Origin of the sequence: Colwellia sp. PAMC 21821 (genome assembly GCF_002077175.1) — a bacterium.
Classification (GTDB): Bacteria; Pseudomonadota; Gammaproteobacteria; order Enterobacterales; family Alteromonadaceae; genus Cognaticolwellia.
Map to the genome: position 1 here is coordinate 4,077,386 of NZ_CP014943.1, position 18,523 is coordinate 4,095,908.

Here is an 18,523-nt window from a genome sequence, read left to right on the forward strand (position 1 = left end):
GAAATTCGGTTAGTTAAGTAAAGTATATAAAGCCTATTGCTGATTGTAAGTGATAGAAAATAACAAAATTAGGAAAAAAAATGACCACATTAACCATTACTCGACCAGACGACTGGCATGTACATTTACGTGACGGTGCAAGCTTAAATAACACGGTTGCTGATATCAGCCGCTATTTTGGTCGCGCTATTATAATGCCAAACCTTGTGCCGCCGGTTACCAATGCAGAATTAGCTTCCCAATACCATCAGCGTATTATGGCCGCTAATCCGAGTAAGCAATTCCAACCTTTAATGGTGTTGTATTTAACAGATCAAACGACGGCAGAAGACATTAAAGCTGCTAAAGCATCAGGAATTGTATACGCGGCTAAACTTTACCCCGCTGGTGCTACTACAAACTCTTCATCAGGTGTAACAAACGTAGATAACATTGCATCTGTGTTAGCGGCAATGGAAGAAGTTAACATGCCTTTATTAGTGCATGGTGAAGTTACCGATCATGATATTGACATTTTTGACCGTGAAGCCGTATTTATCGATACGATCATGGGCCCGCTAGTTGCCAAATACCCAACGTTAAAGATTGTCTTAGAACACATTACCACTAAAAATGCCGTTGATTTTGTTAAAGCGGCAGGTGCAAACGTTGCGGCTACGATTACGGTTCATCATTTATTATTTAACCGTAATCATATGTTAGTAGGTGGAATTCGTCCGCATTATTATTGTTTGCCAATTTTAAAGCGCAATATTCACCAGCAGGCATTAGTAGAAGCAGCAACAAGTGGTAGCGATAAATTTTTCCTAGGCACTGATTCTGCACCGCATGCACAAGGTGCTAAAGAAGCCGCTTGCGGTTGCGCTGGTGCTTATACAGCACATGCCGCTATTGAATTATATGCTGAAGCTTTTGAACAAGCCGGAGCACTTGATAAACTTGAAGGTTTTGCTAGTCTACATGGTCCAAAGTTTTATAACTTACCGGTGAACAGTGACAAAATAACGCTGGTAAAAGAAGCATGGAATGTCCCTGCAACCATGGCATTTGGCAGTGACGAAGTTGTGCCAATTCGCGCAAATGAAACCATTGTTTGGCAAGTGAAATAGTAGGGGATTAGAATAAATGCAGTTATTTGTAAATGATTTAACCGTTATCGACTTTTCGTATTGTTGCGCGTCACGTGGCATTGTGGGTGAAAGTTGGATTGTAGATGTTTTGCTTGATGGCAGCTTAAATGAAATGAGCATGGTGCTTGATTTTGCCGTGGTTAAAAAGCAAATTAAAGCCATAATTGATGATGCTGTCGATCATAAATTATTATTACCGATGCAAGAAAATGCCATTAGTGTTGAGGATTCAGCTGATAGAGCCGGCCATGAATTTGTAAACTTCGACTCAAAGCAGGGTGGATACTATTTACAATCGCCTAGTTGTGCGTTTGCAAAAATAGACACCAAGCAAATAGATATTCCCTCGGTAACCGACTATTTAACAGAAATAATTCTGACCCATTTACCAAAAAATGTTCAAGGATTAACCTTAAAATTGCGACCAGAAGTCATCGATGGTGCTTACTATCATTATACTCATGGTTTAAAGCTGCACGATGGTAATTGCCAACGCATCGCCCATGGTCACCGCTCGAAAATTCATATCTATAAGAATGGCCAACGCTCAGCAGCGCTAGAAGAAGTGTGGAGTTTACGCTGGCAAGATATTTACTTAGCCAGTGAAGCAGATCGTATTGCGTTAAGCGATATAGAATTGTCTGCAACGGCTATGGCTAATTTGACGCCCGATCACCAATTATTTTCTTACTTTGCGCCGCAAGGCAGATTTGATATTGCCGTACCAAGCACGATATTAGATGTGGTTGATTGTGATTCAACGGTTGAGTTATTGGCAGACTTTATTGTTCGTCAACTTAAAAAACAATCGCCGCTTGATGAATTTAAAGTCGTTGCCTTTGAAGGTGTTGCAAAAGGGGCTATTGCCAATGGTTAAGCCGTATTCATTATTATTTAAGCTTTCATTTATAGCGAGTGTATTCGTCTCTCAAGTTGTGTCAGCAACACAAAAATCTGAAACTGAACTTAGCGTGCAGTATTTCCAAGGTGCGCTAGTTGTTGGAAAAACGGCGCCTGAAAATAAAGTAACCCTTAATGGAGATACAATTAAAGTCTCTAAAAACGGTGACTATGCTTTAGGTTTCAGCCGAGACGAGAAAAATAATAGTGAACTGATGATCATTAGCCCGAATGGCACCATTGAAAAGCGTACATTAAAGCCTTTAAAGCGAAAATATAACATTCAACGGGTTAAAGGCATTTCGAAAAAAATAATGAACCCAAATAAAAAAGCGATCAGTCGCGTTGGGGAAGACAATAAAAAGATTAATGCCGCTCGGCAAGTTGATAGCGATTTAACTGCGTTTGCTGAAGGCTTTATTGCACCAATTGAAGGTACTATAACCGGTGTTTACGGCAGTCAACGCTATTATAACGGCGTACCTAAAACACCACATTATGGTTTAGATTATGCCGGTAAAAAAGGTGATCCAGTAAAATCACCAGCAGGCGGTAAAGTATTAATGTATGTAAGCGATATGTTTTACTCTGGTGGCACCATGATTATTGATCATGGCCACGGTGTAACTTCGACATTTTTACATTTGAGTGATTCCTATGTTGAAGTGGGCGATACTGTGAGTAAAGGTCAATTAATCGCAGCGGTAGGTGCAAGTGGCAGAGCAACAGGGCCACATTTAGATTGGCGTATAAACTGGTTCAACATGAGATTAGATCCTGCATTAGTGTTGAAGCTAAAACCGTTAAAGCTTTAATCTCATCAATTAGCAAAGGTAATCACAAGATTACATAAACAAAGATCACCTTTGCTTTCATTTTATTTTGTATATATTAATTGGTAAATAAATATAAAAGGATTTGCAATGTCAGGCCAATACCCGAACAAAATAAAGTCACTTCCACTTTACGATGGCCGCTTCGACGCATACAAGTTAGCAGCAAATGGAAGTGATGTATTGTTTGCCTCTTACCCTGCAGGCACTGATATACCTGAACATCAACATGAGACTGATAACTACGGCGTGATCACCCGCGGTGAACTAATTTTGACCATGCAAGGTGAAACACAACATATAAAAGTAGGCCAGTGGTACCATGTTCCTGCCAATGTAAAACACAGCGCTAAGTTTGAAGACGTGACAGATGAAATTGAAATTTGGTTTCATCCAGAATTATAAACAGACACAAGAGATTGTAATATAAGGTATTTGTGTAGTTTGTATGCCTTAAATCTTCATTTGATTTTTGATGTTGTTTGAATGATCTGATTTCTTAACCATTTATTTGCAGGATCAAAGTCCACATTACTGTGCCAATATAAATGTACGTCAATATCGTGCAAAGTAACAGGCAATGGGTATACCACCAAATCAAGTACTTCGCTGTACATCTTCGCGGTTGTTTCTATTAATGTCAGTAACATGTCGTTCTCGGTAATCACTTGGCATGCGGAAAATGCATGTTGACACCTAAGACCAATTTTTCGTTGTAATCCCAATCGTCCTAACTCAAAATCTTCAATGCTAGGCCCCATTGTCCGCGATGAGACGAGCACGTGATCTTGTGCGAGGTAGGTATCTAAATCTAATGTAGATTTTATATTAGGATGGTTTTTACGTGCTAACACCACAAATTTATTTTGCTCTAATTGCGTGTGTAAAATATTGTCGCTTACCGGTACCAAAGTGTCTATTGCTAAATCAATGTCACCACTAGCAAGTTTGTTTTCTAATTCACTACGATTAACTCGGCGGCTACTTTGTAAATTAATTAAAGGAGCTTCTTTTTTTATTCGTTGCATTAAAGGCGGTAAATATGAAGCTTCTAAACCGCCATGTAGCGATACATTGAAGTTGTTACGAGAGACTAAAGGTTCAAATTGTCTCGACTGTGCCAAGCAAACTTTCAATTGCTGTAATGCTTCACGAACATCAGCTATTACATTGTTGGCCACAGGTGTAGGGCGCATTTCGTTACCTTGTCGAATAAACAAAGCATCATCAAAATTATGACGAAGTTTACTCAACGAATGACTAACAGCAGGTTGTGATAAATTTAGCGCAGATGCTGCTTTAGTAATATTACCTTCACAGTAAATCGCTTCGAATACCACAAATAGATTTAAGTCTACCTTCATATGTGCTCCACAATAATGACCTATAATTATTAAGCCGAGTGATTGGCTTTATTCATAAAAAGAATAAAGGTTTAATAGCTCTATTCATTTATTTAATTTAATTGTTGTAGCTAGCAGAGTCAAGTAGTGCATATTTGGGTCATTAGAGGTCAACTCATGGTGATATAAAAAGTACGGATAAGCAATTACTGCTAAACTTACTTAAATAATAATTCGTGCCCATAGATGTACTTGAGCAGATCACATTTAATATGTACCGATATATTGCCTTTATAGCAACTCAAGGGATGCAAGATGAAAAAAAGGTTAGCAATAAATTTTTTTAAACGAGCATTACCCGTTACAGCAATACTAAGTGCTCTCAGTTCTTGTATTGTTAACGCTCAACAAGCTAACACATCCACATACGTTGATGATAAAGATGTAGAAAGAATTATGATCACCGCATCTAAACGCCTGAAAGGTCTACAGGAATCTCCTGTTGCTGTTACGGTAGTGAGTGGTGAAACTATTGAGCAAGCAAAAATTTTAGATATTAATGATCTACAAACATTGGTTCCATCATTGCGAGTTACGCCTTTACAGCGTTCCACTAATACTAACTTCGCAATTAGAGGCTTTGGCAATGGCATTAATAACACGGGAATTGAACCATCAGTGGGTGTTTTTATTGATGGTGTGTATCGATCACGCGCGGCGGCACAAATTGGAGACTTACCTCGATTACAGCAAATAGAAGTACTCAGTGGACCACAAAGTACATTATTTGGGAAGAATGCCTCAGCAGGGGTAATTAATGTCCGCACAATGGCACCATCACATGACTTACAAGCAAAAGCAGAGGTCGGTGTTGGTAATGATAATCAAAAATTAGTTAAGGGATATATCACAAACGGCATAACAGATAAATTAGCGCTAAGCATTTCAGCAGGTTATAACAAGCGAGATGGATATACCGACAGTGTTGTCGGATTGAATGAACTCAATAACCGTGACCGTTGGCATGTTCGCGGACAAGCTTTATTTGAACCAACCCAAGATATAACACTGCGCTTTATTGCTGATTACAGTAAAATAGACGAAGTATGTTGTAGTGCCACTGATGTTATTAATGGCCCAACTACAGGGGCAATTCGTGCGTTGGGGGGATTGTTCTAAAAGATACTGATCCTTTCTCTTATCAATCTTCGACGAATATTGATCCAGATAATAATATTGAAGATGGTGGTATATCGTTACAATTTGAGGCTGATTTTGACGATTATATTTTGACTTCAATAACAGCAATTCGCCGAAACGACGCTAATTTTTCAAATGATGTGGATTATACTTCTCTTGATATATTACAAGAAACTGGCCACTCTGAAATTGATACTATTACGCAAGAGGTTCGATTAACGTCCGCTGGTATTAGCGCTTTTGAATGGATGATAGGTGCTTATATTTATAAAGAAGATTTAGAAACTGGTGATACGATATTTTATAGTAACGATATGAGAAATTATATTGATGTATTAATGGCGGCAGGCGGTGCCCCAGGTTTATTGGCGGGAGTAGAGGCTGTATACGGACATGTGCCGGGCACATTTTTTTCAAATCAATCATCAGTCAACTCAGAATTTATACAAGAAAACAAAGCTTATTCCTTATTTGCAAATGTCGATTACCATATTTCTGAATCCCTAACGGCTACTTTTGGTGTCAGCTTCACCAAGGATGAAAAAGAGCTAAAAATCCGTCAACTCAACAGTGATGTACTTTCCGGTATTGATCTAGATAATGATTTAACGGTGTTTAATGCACCATTGCCTTTAATACCCTCGTTAGCACCAGCGATTCCAACATTAAAAAGTTTACAATTCCTACCTCCAATGCTGAGTTTACCAAACGCGGTTGAAAATCATAAAACACATGACAACAAAACAACGTGGTCGTTACGTTTAGCTTATGAATGGGATGAAAACATTAATGTCTTTGCATCTGCAGCTACTGGTTTCAAAGCATCTTCATGGAATTTATCTCGAAATAGCACCCCTTTTACCAGCAATAAAAATGCCATAGAATCTGTTGGTATTGGCATGGCTAACCAACGTTATGGTGGTCGTTATGCGTCACCGGAAGAAGCAAAAGTTTATGAGCTTGGTCTTAAGACTCGATATAAAAAAGGTTCATTTAACCTTACTTTATTCGATCAAACTATCGAAGGATTTCAATCATCGATATTTATTGGAACAGGTTATGTCTTAGCCAATGCAGGGAAGCAAAGTACCAAAGGACTTGAATTTGACTCTGCTTATAATGCAACTGAAAATTGGTCATTTACATTAGCGGGGACCTTTCTTGACCCAGTTTATGACTCATTTCAAGGAGCAACGGGGCTAAAGGGGCCGATAGATTTATCAGGTGAAAAACCAGCAGGTATTCATGAACGGAGCATTACAGCAGGAATTACTTATCACTATGAACTTGAAAATGGCATCTATGGTTATGTAAGAACTGATTACGTAAATGAAAGTGAAGTGAACCTTGTTGAAAACGTCCCAGAGTCGCTAACACGAGACGTTAGTACAATAAATGCTAGCGCAGGTTTGTATTTTCACAATGGTGTAAATTTACAGGTTTGGGTTCGCAATTTAAATAACGATGAGTACTACCTTTATGCCTTTCCGCCGCCAATTCAAGTAGGCAGCTTCAAAGCTCACCCAAATCAACCACGCACTTATGGCGCAACGATATCATATGAATTTTAGAAGGTGACTGTAGAAGACGAGTGTAGAAGATAATTTTAAAATGTTAGCTTCTAAAATCATTGTCAGGATCATTTAAGTAAAATGCACTGACAAAAACGGCCCTAAGATTTTCTAGTTATATTTATTAAGTACGGTATGAATAGCAATAATTATATTAGTTGCTCTGGGTATAGTTTACTTTAAATATTATCGTTACTTGGCTGAATTTTATGGCAACGGATAATGTCAGATATTTAAATTTTTCACCTACTAAGGTCTAATTAGCTTTCAATAGCTTTATTCATATTTTGAATAATAGGTTATAACAACTATTCATTTGTTTTATCTCTTCGATGCTATTAGCATGGATTGATAACGTATGTTGTAAGTTCTTTAAAATACTCGGTATAAAGAGTTAAATAAAAGGCGGAATGAACAAATGATAACAAATTTATGTTTTTATTTAATGACCATTTCAATCGACAGGGTGTTGGTTTAGTTTTATGTCGGCTATTTATTTAATCCGTCATGGACAAGCCTCATTTGGTAAAGCTGACTATGATCAATTATCAGAGAAAGGTAATTTTCAATCTCAGTTACTCGGTAAATTTTGGCAAGCACTTCCTGCACCCGATAAAATATTTTTAGGGGATTTACTGCGCCATGAACAAACACTAGAGAACTTCATAGAAGGTTATCAAGGTGTTAAACCTTCCACCGTTTTACATTCAGGTTTTAATGAGTTTAATCATGTAGACATGTTAACGAGTTACGACGCCGGGTGGAAAAACTTTGCTTTGATGGCAGCAAAAATCAGCCAACAGCCTGACGCTAATCGGCTTTTCCAGAAAGAGTTCTCCCTCGCGCTTAATCGTTGGGTGAGTGGCAAGTACGACGATGACTATATTGAAAGCTGGTTTCAGTTTAAAAAACGTTGCATTACTGCACTGCGAGATGTTGTTAATCAAGAATTAATCATTAACCCCCCCTTAAATAGCCTTAACCCAACAAAAAACATATGCATTTTTACATCAGGCGGCACTATCGCTGTAATTATTCAGCATATATTGGGTTTAACAGACGAAAATTCCTTAGCGGTAATTCAACAATTACGTAATACAGGTGTCACGAAATTATTTTTTTCTAAAAACAAATTAACGATCGATTATTTGAATAATTATGCTCATTTAACCCAAGCGGGTGCTGACTGGGTAACGTTTAGATAAGAGACAATAAATATAAAATTTATAAATAGGAATGTAGATATGAGTAGCAATTTATTCGATTTAACAGGAAAAATAGCTTTAGTTACTGGAGCTAGTCGTGGTATTGGCGAGCAAATAGCATTATTGCTCGCACAAAACGGCGCGCATGTCATTGTCTCGAGCCGCAAAATTGAAGGTTGCCAAAAGGTTGTCGATCAAATAATTTCAGCTGGCGGCAGTGCACAAGCTATTGCTTGTCATATTGGTGAAATGGCACAAATAGAAAACATTTTTGCTCAAATTTCAGCAGAGCATGGCAAGTTGGATATTTTAGTGAACAATGCTGCTACAAACCCTTACTTTGGCCATGTATTAGATACCGATTTAGGGGCATTTCAGAAAACGGTTGATGTTAATATTCGTGGTTACTTTTTCATGTCAACGATTGGCGCTAAATTAATGAAAGCGAATAGTGGCGGAGCAATTGTTAACGTAGCCTCCATCAACGGTGTTATTCCTGGTGATTATCAAGGGATATATTCCATCACCAAAGCTGCGGTTATTTCCATGACCAAAACCTTCGCTAAAGAATGTGCACAATTTAATATTCGCGTTAATGCTTTATTACCCGGCGGTACAGACACTAAATTTGCCTCAACTTTAGTCAATAATCCAACAATATTAGAACAAATGCTAAATCACGTGCCAATGAAGCGTGTCGCACAACCTGAAGAAATGGCCGGTACTGTTTTGTACTTGGTTTCAAATGCCTCTAGCTATACCACAGGTACTGCAATTAATGTCGATGGCGGTTACTTAATCGGATAGTGCTAGCATTTAAAAAAATTTATAACATTGTTTGCAGATAGTAAACCATGTTTCAGATGTTCTGCAGCCAATCTAGTTGTAGAGCATTAGCAATTTAAAAGCGTTTAGGAAATAAAATGAGCATTAATAACACGGCAACTGAAAAGCTTTTTCAGTCGTTCAGCGCAGGCGGTTTAACGCTAAAAAATCGTACGGTTATGGCACCGATGACTCGTACTTTTTCACCCAATTATGTCCCCAATGCCGATGTAGCTAAATATTATCGCCGAAGAGCTGAAGGTAATGTCGGTTTAATTATTACTGAAGGTACTTTTATTTCGCATAAAGCGGCTAATGGTTATGAACGTGTGCCTGCCATTTTTGGTGAAGAAGCCTTGGCCGGCTGGAAACATGTAGTAGATGAAGTGCATGCCGCAGGTGGAAAAATAGCACCACAACTATGGCATGTTGGCTCAGTGCGCAAAGAAGGTATTGGGCCAGATAAAGCCATTCCAGCCTATAGCCCATCAGGTTTGTATAAGCCTGGTGCGCCAAACGGTGTGGCGATGAGCCAAGCAGATATCGATGAAGTTGTGGCCTCATTTGCACAAGCTGCTGCTGATGCTAAAGCTATTGGCTTTGACGCGATTGAAGTGCATGGCGCGCATGGTTATTTGGTTGATCAATTCTTTTGGGAAGGCACAAACCAACGTAGCGATAAATATGGTGGTTCACTAGAAAATAGAGCGCGTTTTGCGGTTGAAATCGTTGAGGCTATTCGTCTTGCTGTTGGTGTAGACTTTCCGATCATCTTTAGGTTTTCGCAATGGAAGCAACAAGATTACAACGCCAAGCTTTGCCAAACGCCAGAAGAATTAGGCACATTCCTATCATTATTAAGCAATGCAGGCGTTGATGTATTTCATGCCAGTACCCGTCGTTTTTGGTTGCCTGAATTTGAAGGTTCAGACTTGAATCTAGCTGGTTGGACGAAAAAGCTCACTAACAAACCCGTTATCACCGTAGGTAGTGTGGGGTTAGACAGTGACTTTACCGGTGAAGGGAGTGTTGATCTTGGTGGCACATCAAACCCAACAGGGATTGAAGGGTTATTAACGCGTTTAAATAACGATGAGTTTGATCTGGTGGCTATTGGCCGCGCGTTGTTAGTTGACCCTGAATGGGTGAACAAAATTCAGCACAATAAAGATGAAGAAATAGCACCATTTAATAAAGACGCACTGATGACACTTAGTTAGACATTGAGTTAGACATTGAGTTAATAAGCGCCGATACCAGTATACACAGCGGCATATAAAATATAAGGATTTCCCATGGATTTTGAATACAGCGACAAGGTTAAAGAATTAATTGCACGTGTAACCGTGTTTATGGACGAGCATATTTATCCTGTTGAAGCGCAAATGCATCAGCAAGTTGCTGAAAATCAATGGTCAACACCGCCGTTAATGGAAGCCCTTAAAGCAAAAGCAAAAGCGCAAGGCTTATGGAACCTGTTTTTACCGGTAAGTTACGGTAAATATAGTGCTGGCCTAACGAATTTAGAATACGCACCGCTTGCTGAAATTATGGGTAAAGTGATGTGGGCACCCGAAGTGTTTAATTGTGCAGCCCCTGACACCGGTAATATGGAAGTATTAGCTAAATATGGTAACGAAGCGCAGAAAAAACAATGGTTAGAGCCGTTACTTGAAGGCAAAATTCGTTCAGCTTTTGCTATGACAGAGCCTGAAGTAGCCTCAAGTGATGCAACGAACATTGAGCTACGTATTGAACGAGATGGCGATGAATATGTTATCAACGGTCGAAAATTTTATATCAGCGGCGCGTGTCGCAAACAATGTGAAATTATGATCGTGATGGGTAAAACAGACCCAGGTAATAGCAACCGATATATTCAACAATCTCAAGTGCTAGTGCCGATGAAAACACCGGGTGTAACTATGGTGCGTCCAATGCAAGTGTTTGGTTATAACGACGCACCAGAAGGGCATGCCGAAATTACCTTTGAAAATGTTCGAGTACCGGTGACAAACATTATTGTTGGTGAAGGTAAAGGTTTTGAAATTGCCCAAGGTCGTTTAGGCCCAGGTCGTATTCATCATTGCATGCGCTCAGTTGGCATTGCACAGCGCGCCTTAGATGTAATGTGTAAACGAGTTAACGAACGCATTGTTTTTGGTCGCCCGATGATCAAGCAACAATCTGTGCGTGAAGATATTGCCATTTCAGCGTGTCAAATTGAACAAGCCCGTTTGATGACCTTAAAAGCAGCACAAAAAATGGATGTTGAAGGTAACAAAGCTGCTAAAGATATTATCGCGATGATAAAAATTGTTGCACCTAGTATGGCGCTTGATGTACTTGATCGCGCTATTCAATGTCATGGCGCTGTCGGTGTCAGTCAAGATACCTTTTTAGCCCATGCATATGCCGGCCAAAGAACTTTGCGTTTAGCTGATGGTCCTGATCAAGTCCACATGATGCAATTAGGCCGAGATTTAGTGAAAAAATCGACTTAACTTTAATTAAATAAAGCAATGAGTAAACAAATAATAATTGAAGAGATAAAAGATATGACAGCAACGGTTGCTTTTGATGTAGAAAAATTAACGCAATACCTTGAGTCTCATGTAGCTGGTTTTATTGGCCCGATCACCTTAACAAAGTTTACGGGCGGGCAATCAAACCCTACTTATAAAGTAACAGCTAAATCAGGTTTATATGTACTGCGCAGCCAGCCGCCGGGTAAATTGTTGAAATCTGCCCATGCGGTTGACCGAGAATATCAAGTGCTTGACGCACTAAAAGATACAGACGTTGCCGTTGCTCAGGTCTATCACCTTTGTCGTGATACCAGCATTATCGGCGCAATGTTTTATTTAATGGAGTTTTGTGATGGCGCTGTTTACTGGAGCGCCTCATTACCTGAAATTTCAAGCAATGCCTATCGTAGGGAAATGTATGATGCGATGAATAAATCATTAGTCGCGCTGCACAGTGTTGATATAAATGCTGTGGGTTTACAAGAATACGGTAAAGCGGGTAACTATTTTCAGCGTCAATTTGGTCGTTGGACTTCGCAGTACCGTACAACAGAACTACAAAAAATTCCTGCCATGGACCAGCTTATACTCTGGCTTGAAAAACACTTGCCTGAAGACGACGGGCGAGTGTGTTTAGTTCATGGTGATTTTCGTTTAGACAATATGATGTTTGCCAAAGATAAACCTGAAGTAATGGCGGTATTAGACTGGGAGTTATCTACTTTAGGGCATCCTTTTTCTGATTTAGCTTATCAATGTATGCAATTACGTATGCCACAAGGCATGGGCACTATCGATGGCTTAAAAGGCGTTGATAGAGCAAGTTTAGGTATACCGACAGAAGCAGAATATGTAGCAGATTATTGTCATCGTATGGGTATTGAGCGTATCGACAATTGGAGCTTCTATCTTGCGTTTAGCTTTTTTAGGTTAGCGGCAATAGTGCAAGGTGTGGCAAAACGAGCATCACAGGGCAATGCCTCAAATGAACATGCAAATGAAGTTGGAGCATTTGTTGAACCTTTAGCGCAAATGGCTTTAAGTATTATTGAAAATTCAGACGAACAATAAATCAGCTTTATATCAAACCATATTTGTAATGTAAGGAAGTAACATGGATCCACTATTAGATTTCACCGGCAAAGTAGCGGTTATAACAGGAGCAGCGCAAGGTTTTGGCCAACTATTAGCCCAAGAGTTAGCTAAACGTGGCGCAAAATTAGTGATCAGTGATATTAACGAAGCTGGCGTGAAAAAAGTGGCTGAAGATATTTCTTCAACGGGGGCAGAAGTTATTGCTCTAGCTTGTGACGTTTCAAAAAATGATGATTGTAAAGCTATGGTAGATAACGCGATTAAGCACTTTGGTCGCGTTGATATTGGGGTTAATAACGCCGGTGTTGCACATGAATTTATGCCGCTGCACGAAATTGACGAGTCAATAATGGATAGCCAGTTCGCCATTAACGTTAAAGGTGTGCAATTTGGTATGCGCCATCAAATACAGCAAATGTTACAACAAGGCGAAGGCGTTATCCTTAATGTCAGTTCTATGGCGGGTATCAGCGGGGCTGCAAGAGGCAGTGCTTATGCCATGGCTAAACATGCAGTTATTGGTTTAACTAAAACAGGTGCTGTTGAGTATGGTCGTAACAATATTCGTATAAACGCCATTTGTCCGTTCTTTACCTTAACGCCAATGGTGACTAATTTTGCTGACGAAGAGCAACAAAAAAGAATGAGCAAAGGCGCTCCCATGAACCGTTTAGGTGAGCCTAAAGAAATTGTCGCCATGATGCTCATGATGCTGTCACCGGCTAATACTTACATGACCGGACAATGTATCGCAGTCGATGGCGGTGTGTCTGCTCAATAGTTGTTAATTATTCAGTGTATAAACGCATCAGTTACTCAAAAAGTATAAAACTCGGTGTTATTAAGTGTTATTTAGATAAGTAAAAAGATGAGAAGCTAATTTATGTCTGCAACATTAATGAATGAACGTGATCTTGAATTCATGCTCTATGAACTTTTTGACAGCGAGTCACTGATCAAAAGAGCACGTTATCAAGATCATGACCGTCAAACCTTTAATGAAGTTATTAATACCGCTAAAGCGATAGCTGAGAAACACTTTTTACCCATTAGACAAAAGCTAGATACTCATCAACCCACATTCGACGGTAAAAACGTCAGCCTTATTCCTGAATTAAAATCTGCCATTGAAGCGGTGATAGCCTCAGGTATTTCGTCAGCCACCGCAGATTATGAATCCAATGGCATGCAATTACCGCCCATTATTGCCAGTGCTGCTAGCACGTATTTAACAGCAGCAGGAGGCGTGGGTTTAGGTTACAACATGTTGACCAACGCTAATGCAAACTTGCTTGAAGCGCATGGTAGTAAAGCGCTGATAGATAAATGGGTTAAGCCAATGCGCTCAGGCAGGTTTATGGGCACCATGGCGATGACAGAGCCGGGCAGTGGCTCAGGGCTTGGCGATTTAATTACCAAAGCAATAAAGTCAGAAGATGGTACTTACCGCATTAGTGGCAATAAAATCTATATTTCTGGTGGCGATCATGACTTAAGTGAAAACATTGTTCACCTTGTACTTGCCCGAGTTCAAGGTGCACCTAAAGGCGTTAAAGGTATTTCGCTATTTGTGGTACCTAAATTTTTAGTGAGTGATGACGGTATTGTTGGTGAGAATAACGAAGTTGCTTTAGCCGGTTTGTTTCATAAAATGGGTGGCCGCGCGCAAACATCAACGGCATTAAGTTTCGGTGAAAAAAATGGCTCAGTCGGTTATTTAGTGGGGGAAGAAAACCAAGGGCTTAAGTACATGTTTCATATGATGAATGAGGCCCGTATTATGGTCGGTACTAGTGGCGCAACACTTGCGGTTGCAGGGTATCAATATTCAGTAGATTACGCGAAAAATAGACCGCAAGGGCGTTTACCTTCTTGTAAAGACCCGCTTTCTCCTATGGTTAATATTATCGAACACGCCGATGTTCGCCGTATGTTACTAGCGCAAAAAGCTTATGCCGAAGGCGCACTTTCGTTAGTACTTTATGGCTCACAACTCAGTGATGACGAAAAAACTGCCCCAACAGTAGAAGCGCGAGAACATGCACATGTGTTATTAGACTTTCTAACGCCTATTATTAAAACTTGGCCGTCTGAATACGGCACCAAAGCGAACGATTTAGCAATTCAAGTACTCGGCGGTCATGGTTATATCAACGAACATCCTGTCGAATTGTTTTATCGCGACAATCGCCTAAACGCTATTCATGAAGGCACTACGGGTATTCAGTCGTTAGATTTATTAACTCGAAAAGTACCCATGTATAAAATGGCCGGATACACGGCAACACTAGGCGAAATTTATAAAACTATCGAAGTAGCAAAACAAGATAAAAATTTAGATGAATTTTCCACACAACTTATCGAAGCCGTTGAAACTTTAAAGCAAACTACACAAGTGGTATTAGGCGCTATGTCGACCAGTAATATAGATTTGGCATTAGCTAATTCTGTTAAATATTTAGAATTATTTGGTCACGTTATTGTTGCGTGGTTATGGTTAAAACAGGGCATGGTTGCAAACCAAGCACTTAGCAAGCAACCGCATCAAGCAGATGAAAACTTTTATAACGGAAAACTACAAGCATTGCAGTATTTTTATCGTTTTGAGCTGCCAGAAATAGCAATATGGTCAAGTATTTTAAGCAGCACTGACAGTACAACATATGACATGAAAGCAGACTGGTTTTAAAGTTATGTAGATGTCCAAATTTTTGCCATTTCATTAATCATGTGGTCTGTTTTAAACACAATAAAATGGCGAAATATAAGGTATTTACCTTAATAATGAGCTGTTCACGACAATATGATCCTGCATTGCCAGATAAGCTAAGTTTTGCAGCTATACTGATATAATCAATTACACGTAAGTGGATTATTTCAAACAGAAAAATTGAAAAGATAATGAGAGAGATTGGTGTTATTAAAAAAATTTCTTAAACATGGATAATTGGGGAGATATACAATGGAAAAAGTTTGGCTTGAGAATAGTTATCCACCAGGTGTTGAGTGGGAAATAGACCCAGACAAATATAATTCTTTGGCAGATTTGTTTTTTAAATACACCAAACTTTACGAAAATAATACGGCATTTATTAATATGGGTGCCAGTATTTCGTATCAAGAATTAGCGCAACAAGCGACTGACTTCGCGGCTTATTTACAACAAGATTTAGGCTACGTAAAAGGTGATAAATTTGCGATAATGATCCCTAATCTTTTGCAATATCCCGTGGCATTATTTGGTGCACTTATTGCCGGTTTAACTGTGGTAAATGTAAATCCGCTTTACACAGCGCGTGAATTAGAACATCAATTAAAGAATTCGGGTACTAAAGGTATTCTTATTCTGAAAAATTTTGCTCACGTATTGGAAGTGGTTATTGATAAAACTGATGTAGAGCACGTTATTCTTACCGGTGTTGGCGACAGGCTAAGCAAAGTCAAAGGCGTGGTGGTCAATTTCGTACTCAAATACGTGAAAAAACAAGTGCCCGCGTATAACTTACCAAACGCAGTAACATTTAATAATGCCATGGCTAAAGGCGCAACACTTAACTATAAACCAGTTGAAATTGTGGGTTCTGATCTCGCCTTTTTACAGTATACCGGTGGTACAACCGGTCCATCAAAAGGGGCGATGTTAACGCACCGCAATATGATATCAAACGTAGAACAATCCAACGCAGCCACAAAAAATGTCTATGAAGTTGGCAAAGAATTAATGGTAACGGCATTACCGCTTTATCATATCTTTGCGTTAACCTCTAACTGTCTTTGTTTTCTGCCTTTTGGTGGCGTTAATCTGTTAATTACCAATCCAAGAGATATGCCAGGTTTTGTAAAAGAGTTAGAGAAATATCCTTTTACCGCTATAACTGGAGTTAACACGTTATTTAACGGCTTATTGCATACCCCAGACTTTGAAAAACTTGACTTTAGTTCATTAAAACTAGGCTTTGCTGGCGGCATGTCAGTGCAACGACCTGTTGCTGAGTTATGGCAAAAAGTAACGGGGGCACGTTTATTAGAAGGTTATGGCTTAACCGAATGTGCACCCATAGTAACTATGAGCCCTTATAACCAAGAGAGTTTCAATGGTTCAATTGGTCTTCCTGTTTCCTCAACAGACATTCGCTTAATTGGTGATGATGGCGAAGAGGTGGCATTAGGCCAGCCCGGTGAAATGTGGGTAAAAGGCCCACAAGTCATGAAGGGTTATTACAATCGTCAAGACGCAACCGATGAAGTATTAAAAGATGGTTGGTTAGCTACGGGCGATATTGCCACCATGAATGAAAAGGGTTTTTTTAAAATTGTTGATCGTAAAAAAGATATGATCATCGTCTCTGGCTTTAACGTTTTTCCCAATGAAATAGAAGAAGTGCTTGTGATGCATCCCGGTGTCCTTGAAGCCGCGGCTATTGGTGTGAAACATGACGCTACTGGCGAAGCGGTAAAAGTGTTCATTGTTAAAAAAGATGCTAATTTAACCGAAAAAGATGTTTTCGATCATTGTCATACATTACTGACTAATTATAAATGTCCAAAGTTTGTTGAATTTATGGATGATTTACCCAAAACCAATGTTGGTAAAGTATTAAGAAAAGAATTACGAAAATAGGCAGTTGAATTGCAACTATTTGCCATTATTGGCTACATAAAATTTATGACTGCTTTATGTAAATTTTAATACCTAATGATCGACTGTGGTTAAACGTGCTTTGATTATTAGGCCGTGTTTTTTTGCAGTCTTCATTAACCTTATTCATAGATAAAAAATAACAAAGAGAAACAAGATGACTACTTATAACGCAATTAATTTAATCGCCCGCCCAACTGGCGGTCCTATTGGTCCTGAACTATTTGAAATAGTGGAAAAAGAGCTGCCAAGCATCGGCAAAGGGCAATTTTTAGTTAAACAAAATCATATGTCACTTGATCCTGCTATGTTCGGTTGGATGAGCCCTGACACTGAAAGTTATATTCCACCTGTCGCATTAGGCGATGTAATGCGCAGCTCAGGCATAGGTGAAGTTGTAGAGAGTAACCATGAAGGCTTTCAAATAGGCGATCGGGTGATGGGCTTAATGGGCTGGACACAATATTATTTATCTGACGGTACCGGCTTAAATAAAGTTGCGGCACCATTACCTGATGAAGCCATTCTATCGGTATTCGCGCTACCGGGTTTAACGGCTACACAAGGTTTGTACAGTATTGGTAAGCCAAAAAGTGGTGAAACACTGGTTGTTTCTGGCGCTGCGGGTTCTGTCGGCTCAATTGTAGGGCAGTTAGCTAAAGCCGATGGCCTAACGGTTATTGGTATTGTGGGTAGTGATGAGAAAGCCGATTGGATTATTAACGAATTAGGCTTTGACGGCGCAGTTAATTATAAAACAGATAATTTAGCTGAAAAGTTAGCTGAACTAACACCAAACGGTATTGACGTTTACTTTGAAAACACCGGTGGACCAATACAGCACCACGTATATGAGCGAATGAATGCCCATGGCCGTATTGCCGTTTGTGGCATGATCGCTGATTACTCGAAAGAAGTACCAGATTTAGCACCAAGTTGGATTAACATCATCAAAAAGCGCTTAACTATACAAGGTTTTACCATGCCAGATCATTTTGGTGAAATACCTACGTTATTGGAAAAACTTACCCCCTATGTTATGCAAGGTAAAATAAAGCATCGTGCCCATGTTTTACTGGGGCTAGAGTCTGCAATTACCGGCTTGAACTTGTTTTTCACCGGTAAGAATAAAGGTAAGTTAATCGTTAAACTTTAATCTGATAGGCGAAATATACGCTACAGCCATGCGGTGATAATACTTGCGTTAATAAAGCTAGGTGATAGCGCAAATAACATTTTAAGCAGACATTTTAT

16 protein-coding genes are annotated in these 18,523 nt (G+C 39.4%); 15 read left to right on the forward strand and 1 reads right to left on the reverse strand.

From position 1 onward, the window contains the following. Positions 1–80: 80 nt before the first annotated feature. From pyrC to A3Q33_RS17265, 4 genes are all read left to right on the forward strand, one after another. On the forward strand, positions 81–1,109 hold the full coding sequence (gene pyrC, locus A3Q33_RS17250; RefSeq protein WP_081181022.1) for a dihydroorotase: 1,029 nt from the start codon (positions 81–83) through the stop codon (positions 1,107–1,109). Between the two features lie 16 nt (positions 1,110–1,125). Continuing rightward, complete coding sequence (locus A3Q33_RS17255; RefSeq protein ID WP_081181023.1) at positions 1,126–2,007, forward strand: 6-carboxytetrahydropterin synthase; 882 nt, start codon at positions 1,126–1,128, stop codon at positions 2,005–2,007. Then, positions 2,000–2,845 (forward strand): M23 family metallopeptidase, encoded by an 846-nt coding sequence (locus tag A3Q33_RS17260; protein ID WP_081181024.1) that lies wholly within the window; start codon positions 2,000–2,002, stop codon positions 2,843–2,845. Before A3Q33_RS17255 ends, A3Q33_RS17260 begins: the two co-directional genes overlap by 8 nt. A 108-nt stretch (positions 2,846–2,953) precedes the next feature. Continuing rightward, on the forward strand, positions 2,954–3,268 hold the full coding sequence (locus tag A3Q33_RS17265) for a cupin domain-containing protein (RefSeq protein ID WP_081181025.1): 315 nt from the start codon (positions 2,954–2,956) through the stop codon (positions 3,266–3,268). A gap of 56 nt (positions 3,269–3,324) precedes the next feature. Here the strand turns inward: A3Q33_RS17265 and A3Q33_RS17270 are convergent, their stop codons facing one another. Beyond that, complete coding sequence (locus tag A3Q33_RS17270; RefSeq protein ID WP_081181026.1) at positions 3,325–4,227, reverse strand: LysR family transcriptional regulator; 903 nt, start codon at positions 4,225–4,227, stop codon at positions 3,325–3,327. Positions 4,228–4,521: 294 nt separating this feature from the next. Here A3Q33_RS17270 and A3Q33_RS20885 point away from each other — a divergent pair, with 294 nt between their 5' ends. From A3Q33_RS20885 to A3Q33_RS17320, 11 genes are all read left to right on the forward strand, one after another. After that, complete coding sequence (locus A3Q33_RS20885; RefSeq protein ID WP_231295716.1) at positions 4,522–5,385, forward strand: TonB-dependent receptor; 864 nt, start codon at positions 4,522–4,524, stop codon at positions 5,383–5,385. 71 nt (positions 5,386–5,456) lie between these two features. Next, entirely contained in the window at positions 5,457–6,977 is a 1,521-nt protein-coding gene (locus A3Q33_RS20890; RefSeq protein WP_231295867.1) for a TonB-dependent receptor domain-containing protein, read from the forward strand. 482 nt (positions 6,978–7,459) lie between these two features. Next, the gene (locus A3Q33_RS17280; protein ID WP_081181027.1) at positions 7,460–8,182 is read left to right on the forward strand and encodes a histidine phosphatase family protein; all 723 of its coding nucleotides are present in this window, start codon (positions 7,460–7,462) and stop codon (positions 8,180–8,182) included. Between the two features lie 39 nt (positions 8,183–8,221). Further along, positions 8,222–8,989, forward strand: a complete 768-nt coding sequence (locus A3Q33_RS17285) for an SDR family oxidoreductase (RefSeq protein WP_081181028.1) — start codon at positions 8,222–8,224, stop codon at positions 8,987–8,989. Between the two features lie 116 nt (positions 8,990–9,105). After that, a complete protein-coding gene (locus tag A3Q33_RS17290) occupies positions 9,106–10,227 on the forward strand; it encodes an NADH:flavin oxidoreductase (protein ID WP_081181029.1) in 1,122 nt (373 codons plus the stop codon). A 75-nt stretch (positions 10,228–10,302) separates the two neighbouring features. Beyond that, positions 10,303–11,511: an acyl-CoA dehydrogenase family protein gene (locus A3Q33_RS17295; protein WP_081181030.1), complete on the forward strand. Its 1,209-nt coding sequence runs from the start codon at positions 10,303–10,305 to the stop codon at positions 11,509–11,511. Positions 11,512–11,529: 18 nt separating this feature from the next. Then, a complete protein-coding gene (locus A3Q33_RS17300; protein WP_502687195.1) occupies positions 11,530–12,606 on the forward strand; it encodes a phosphotransferase in 1,077 nt (358 codons plus the stop codon). Positions 12,607–12,649: 43 nt separating this feature from the next. Then, positions 12,650–13,411, forward strand: coding sequence for an SDR family NAD(P)-dependent oxidoreductase (locus A3Q33_RS17305; RefSeq protein WP_081181032.1), 762 nt, complete (start codon positions 12,650–12,652; stop codon positions 13,409–13,411). A 102-nt stretch (positions 13,412–13,513) separates the two neighbouring features. After that, the gene (locus A3Q33_RS17310) at positions 13,514–15,319 is read left to right on the forward strand and encodes an acyl-CoA dehydrogenase (RefSeq protein WP_081181033.1); all 1,806 of its coding nucleotides are present in this window, start codon (positions 13,514–13,516) and stop codon (positions 15,317–15,319) included. Between the two features lie 273 nt (positions 15,320–15,592). Next, positions 15,593–17,251: an AMP-binding protein gene (locus A3Q33_RS17315; RefSeq protein ID WP_081181034.1), complete on the forward strand. Its 1,659-nt coding sequence runs from the start codon at positions 15,593–15,595 to the stop codon at positions 17,249–17,251. Between the two features lie 175 nt (positions 17,252–17,426). Next, complete coding sequence (locus A3Q33_RS17320) at positions 17,427–18,425, forward strand: NADP-dependent oxidoreductase (protein ID WP_081181035.1); 999 nt, start codon at positions 17,427–17,429, stop codon at positions 18,423–18,425. Positions 18,426–18,523 lie beyond the last annotated feature (98 nt).

Excerpts from the sequence above, each read along its gene's own strand:
- A3Q33_RS17305 (WP_081181032.1), top strand. The coding sequence starts at position 12,650 with ATGGATCCACTATTAGATTTCACCGGCAAAGTAGCGGTTATAACAGGA.
- A3Q33_RS17300 (WP_502687195.1), top strand. The coding sequence starts at position 11,530 with ATGAGTAAACAAATAATAATTGAAGAGATAAAAGATATGACAGCAACG.
- A3Q33_RS17295 (WP_081181030.1), top strand. The coding sequence starts at position 10,303 with ATGGATTTTGAATACAGCGACAAGGTTAAAGAATTAATTGCACGTGTA.
- pyrC (WP_081181022.1), top strand. The coding sequence starts at position 81 with ATGACCACATTAACCATTACTCGACCAGACGACTGGCATGTACATTTA.
- A3Q33_RS17315 (WP_081181034.1), top strand. The coding sequence starts at position 15,593 with ATGGAAAAAGTTTGGCTTGAGAATAGTTATCCACCAGGTGTTGAGTGG.
- A3Q33_RS17255 (WP_081181023.1), top strand. The coding sequence starts at position 1,126 with ATGCAGTTATTTGTAAATGATTTAACCGTTATCGACTTTTCGTATTGT.
- A3Q33_RS17265 (WP_081181025.1), top strand. The coding sequence starts at position 2,954 with ATGTCAGGCCAATACCCGAACAAAATAAAGTCACTTCCACTTTACGAT.
- A3Q33_RS17280 (WP_081181027.1), top strand. The coding sequence starts at position 7,460 with ATGTCGGCTATTTATTTAATCCGTCATGGACAAGCCTCATTTGGTAAA.
- A3Q33_RS17310 (WP_081181033.1), top strand. The coding sequence starts at position 13,514 with ATGTCTGCAACATTAATGAATGAACGTGATCTTGAATTCATGCTCTAT.
- A3Q33_RS17260 (WP_081181024.1), top strand. The coding sequence starts at position 2,000 with ATGGTTAAGCCGTATTCATTATTATTTAAGCTTTCATTTATAGCGAGT.
- A3Q33_RS17290 (WP_081181029.1), top strand. The coding sequence starts at position 9,106 with ATGAGCATTAATAACACGGCAACTGAAAAGCTTTTTCAGTCGTTCAGC.
- A3Q33_RS17270 (WP_081181026.1), bottom strand. The coding sequence starts at position 4,227 with ATGAAGGTAGACTTAAATCTATTTGTGGTATTCGAAGCGATTTACTGT.
- A3Q33_RS17285 (WP_081181028.1), top strand. The coding sequence starts at position 8,222 with ATGAGTAGCAATTTATTCGATTTAACAGGAAAAATAGCTTTAGTTACT.
- A3Q33_RS20885 (WP_231295716.1), top strand. The coding sequence starts at position 4,522 with ATGAAAAAAAGGTTAGCAATAAATTTTTTTAAACGAGCATTACCCGTT.
- A3Q33_RS17320 (WP_081181035.1), top strand. The coding sequence starts at position 17,427 with ATGACTACTTATAACGCAATTAATTTAATCGCCCGCCCAACTGGCGGT.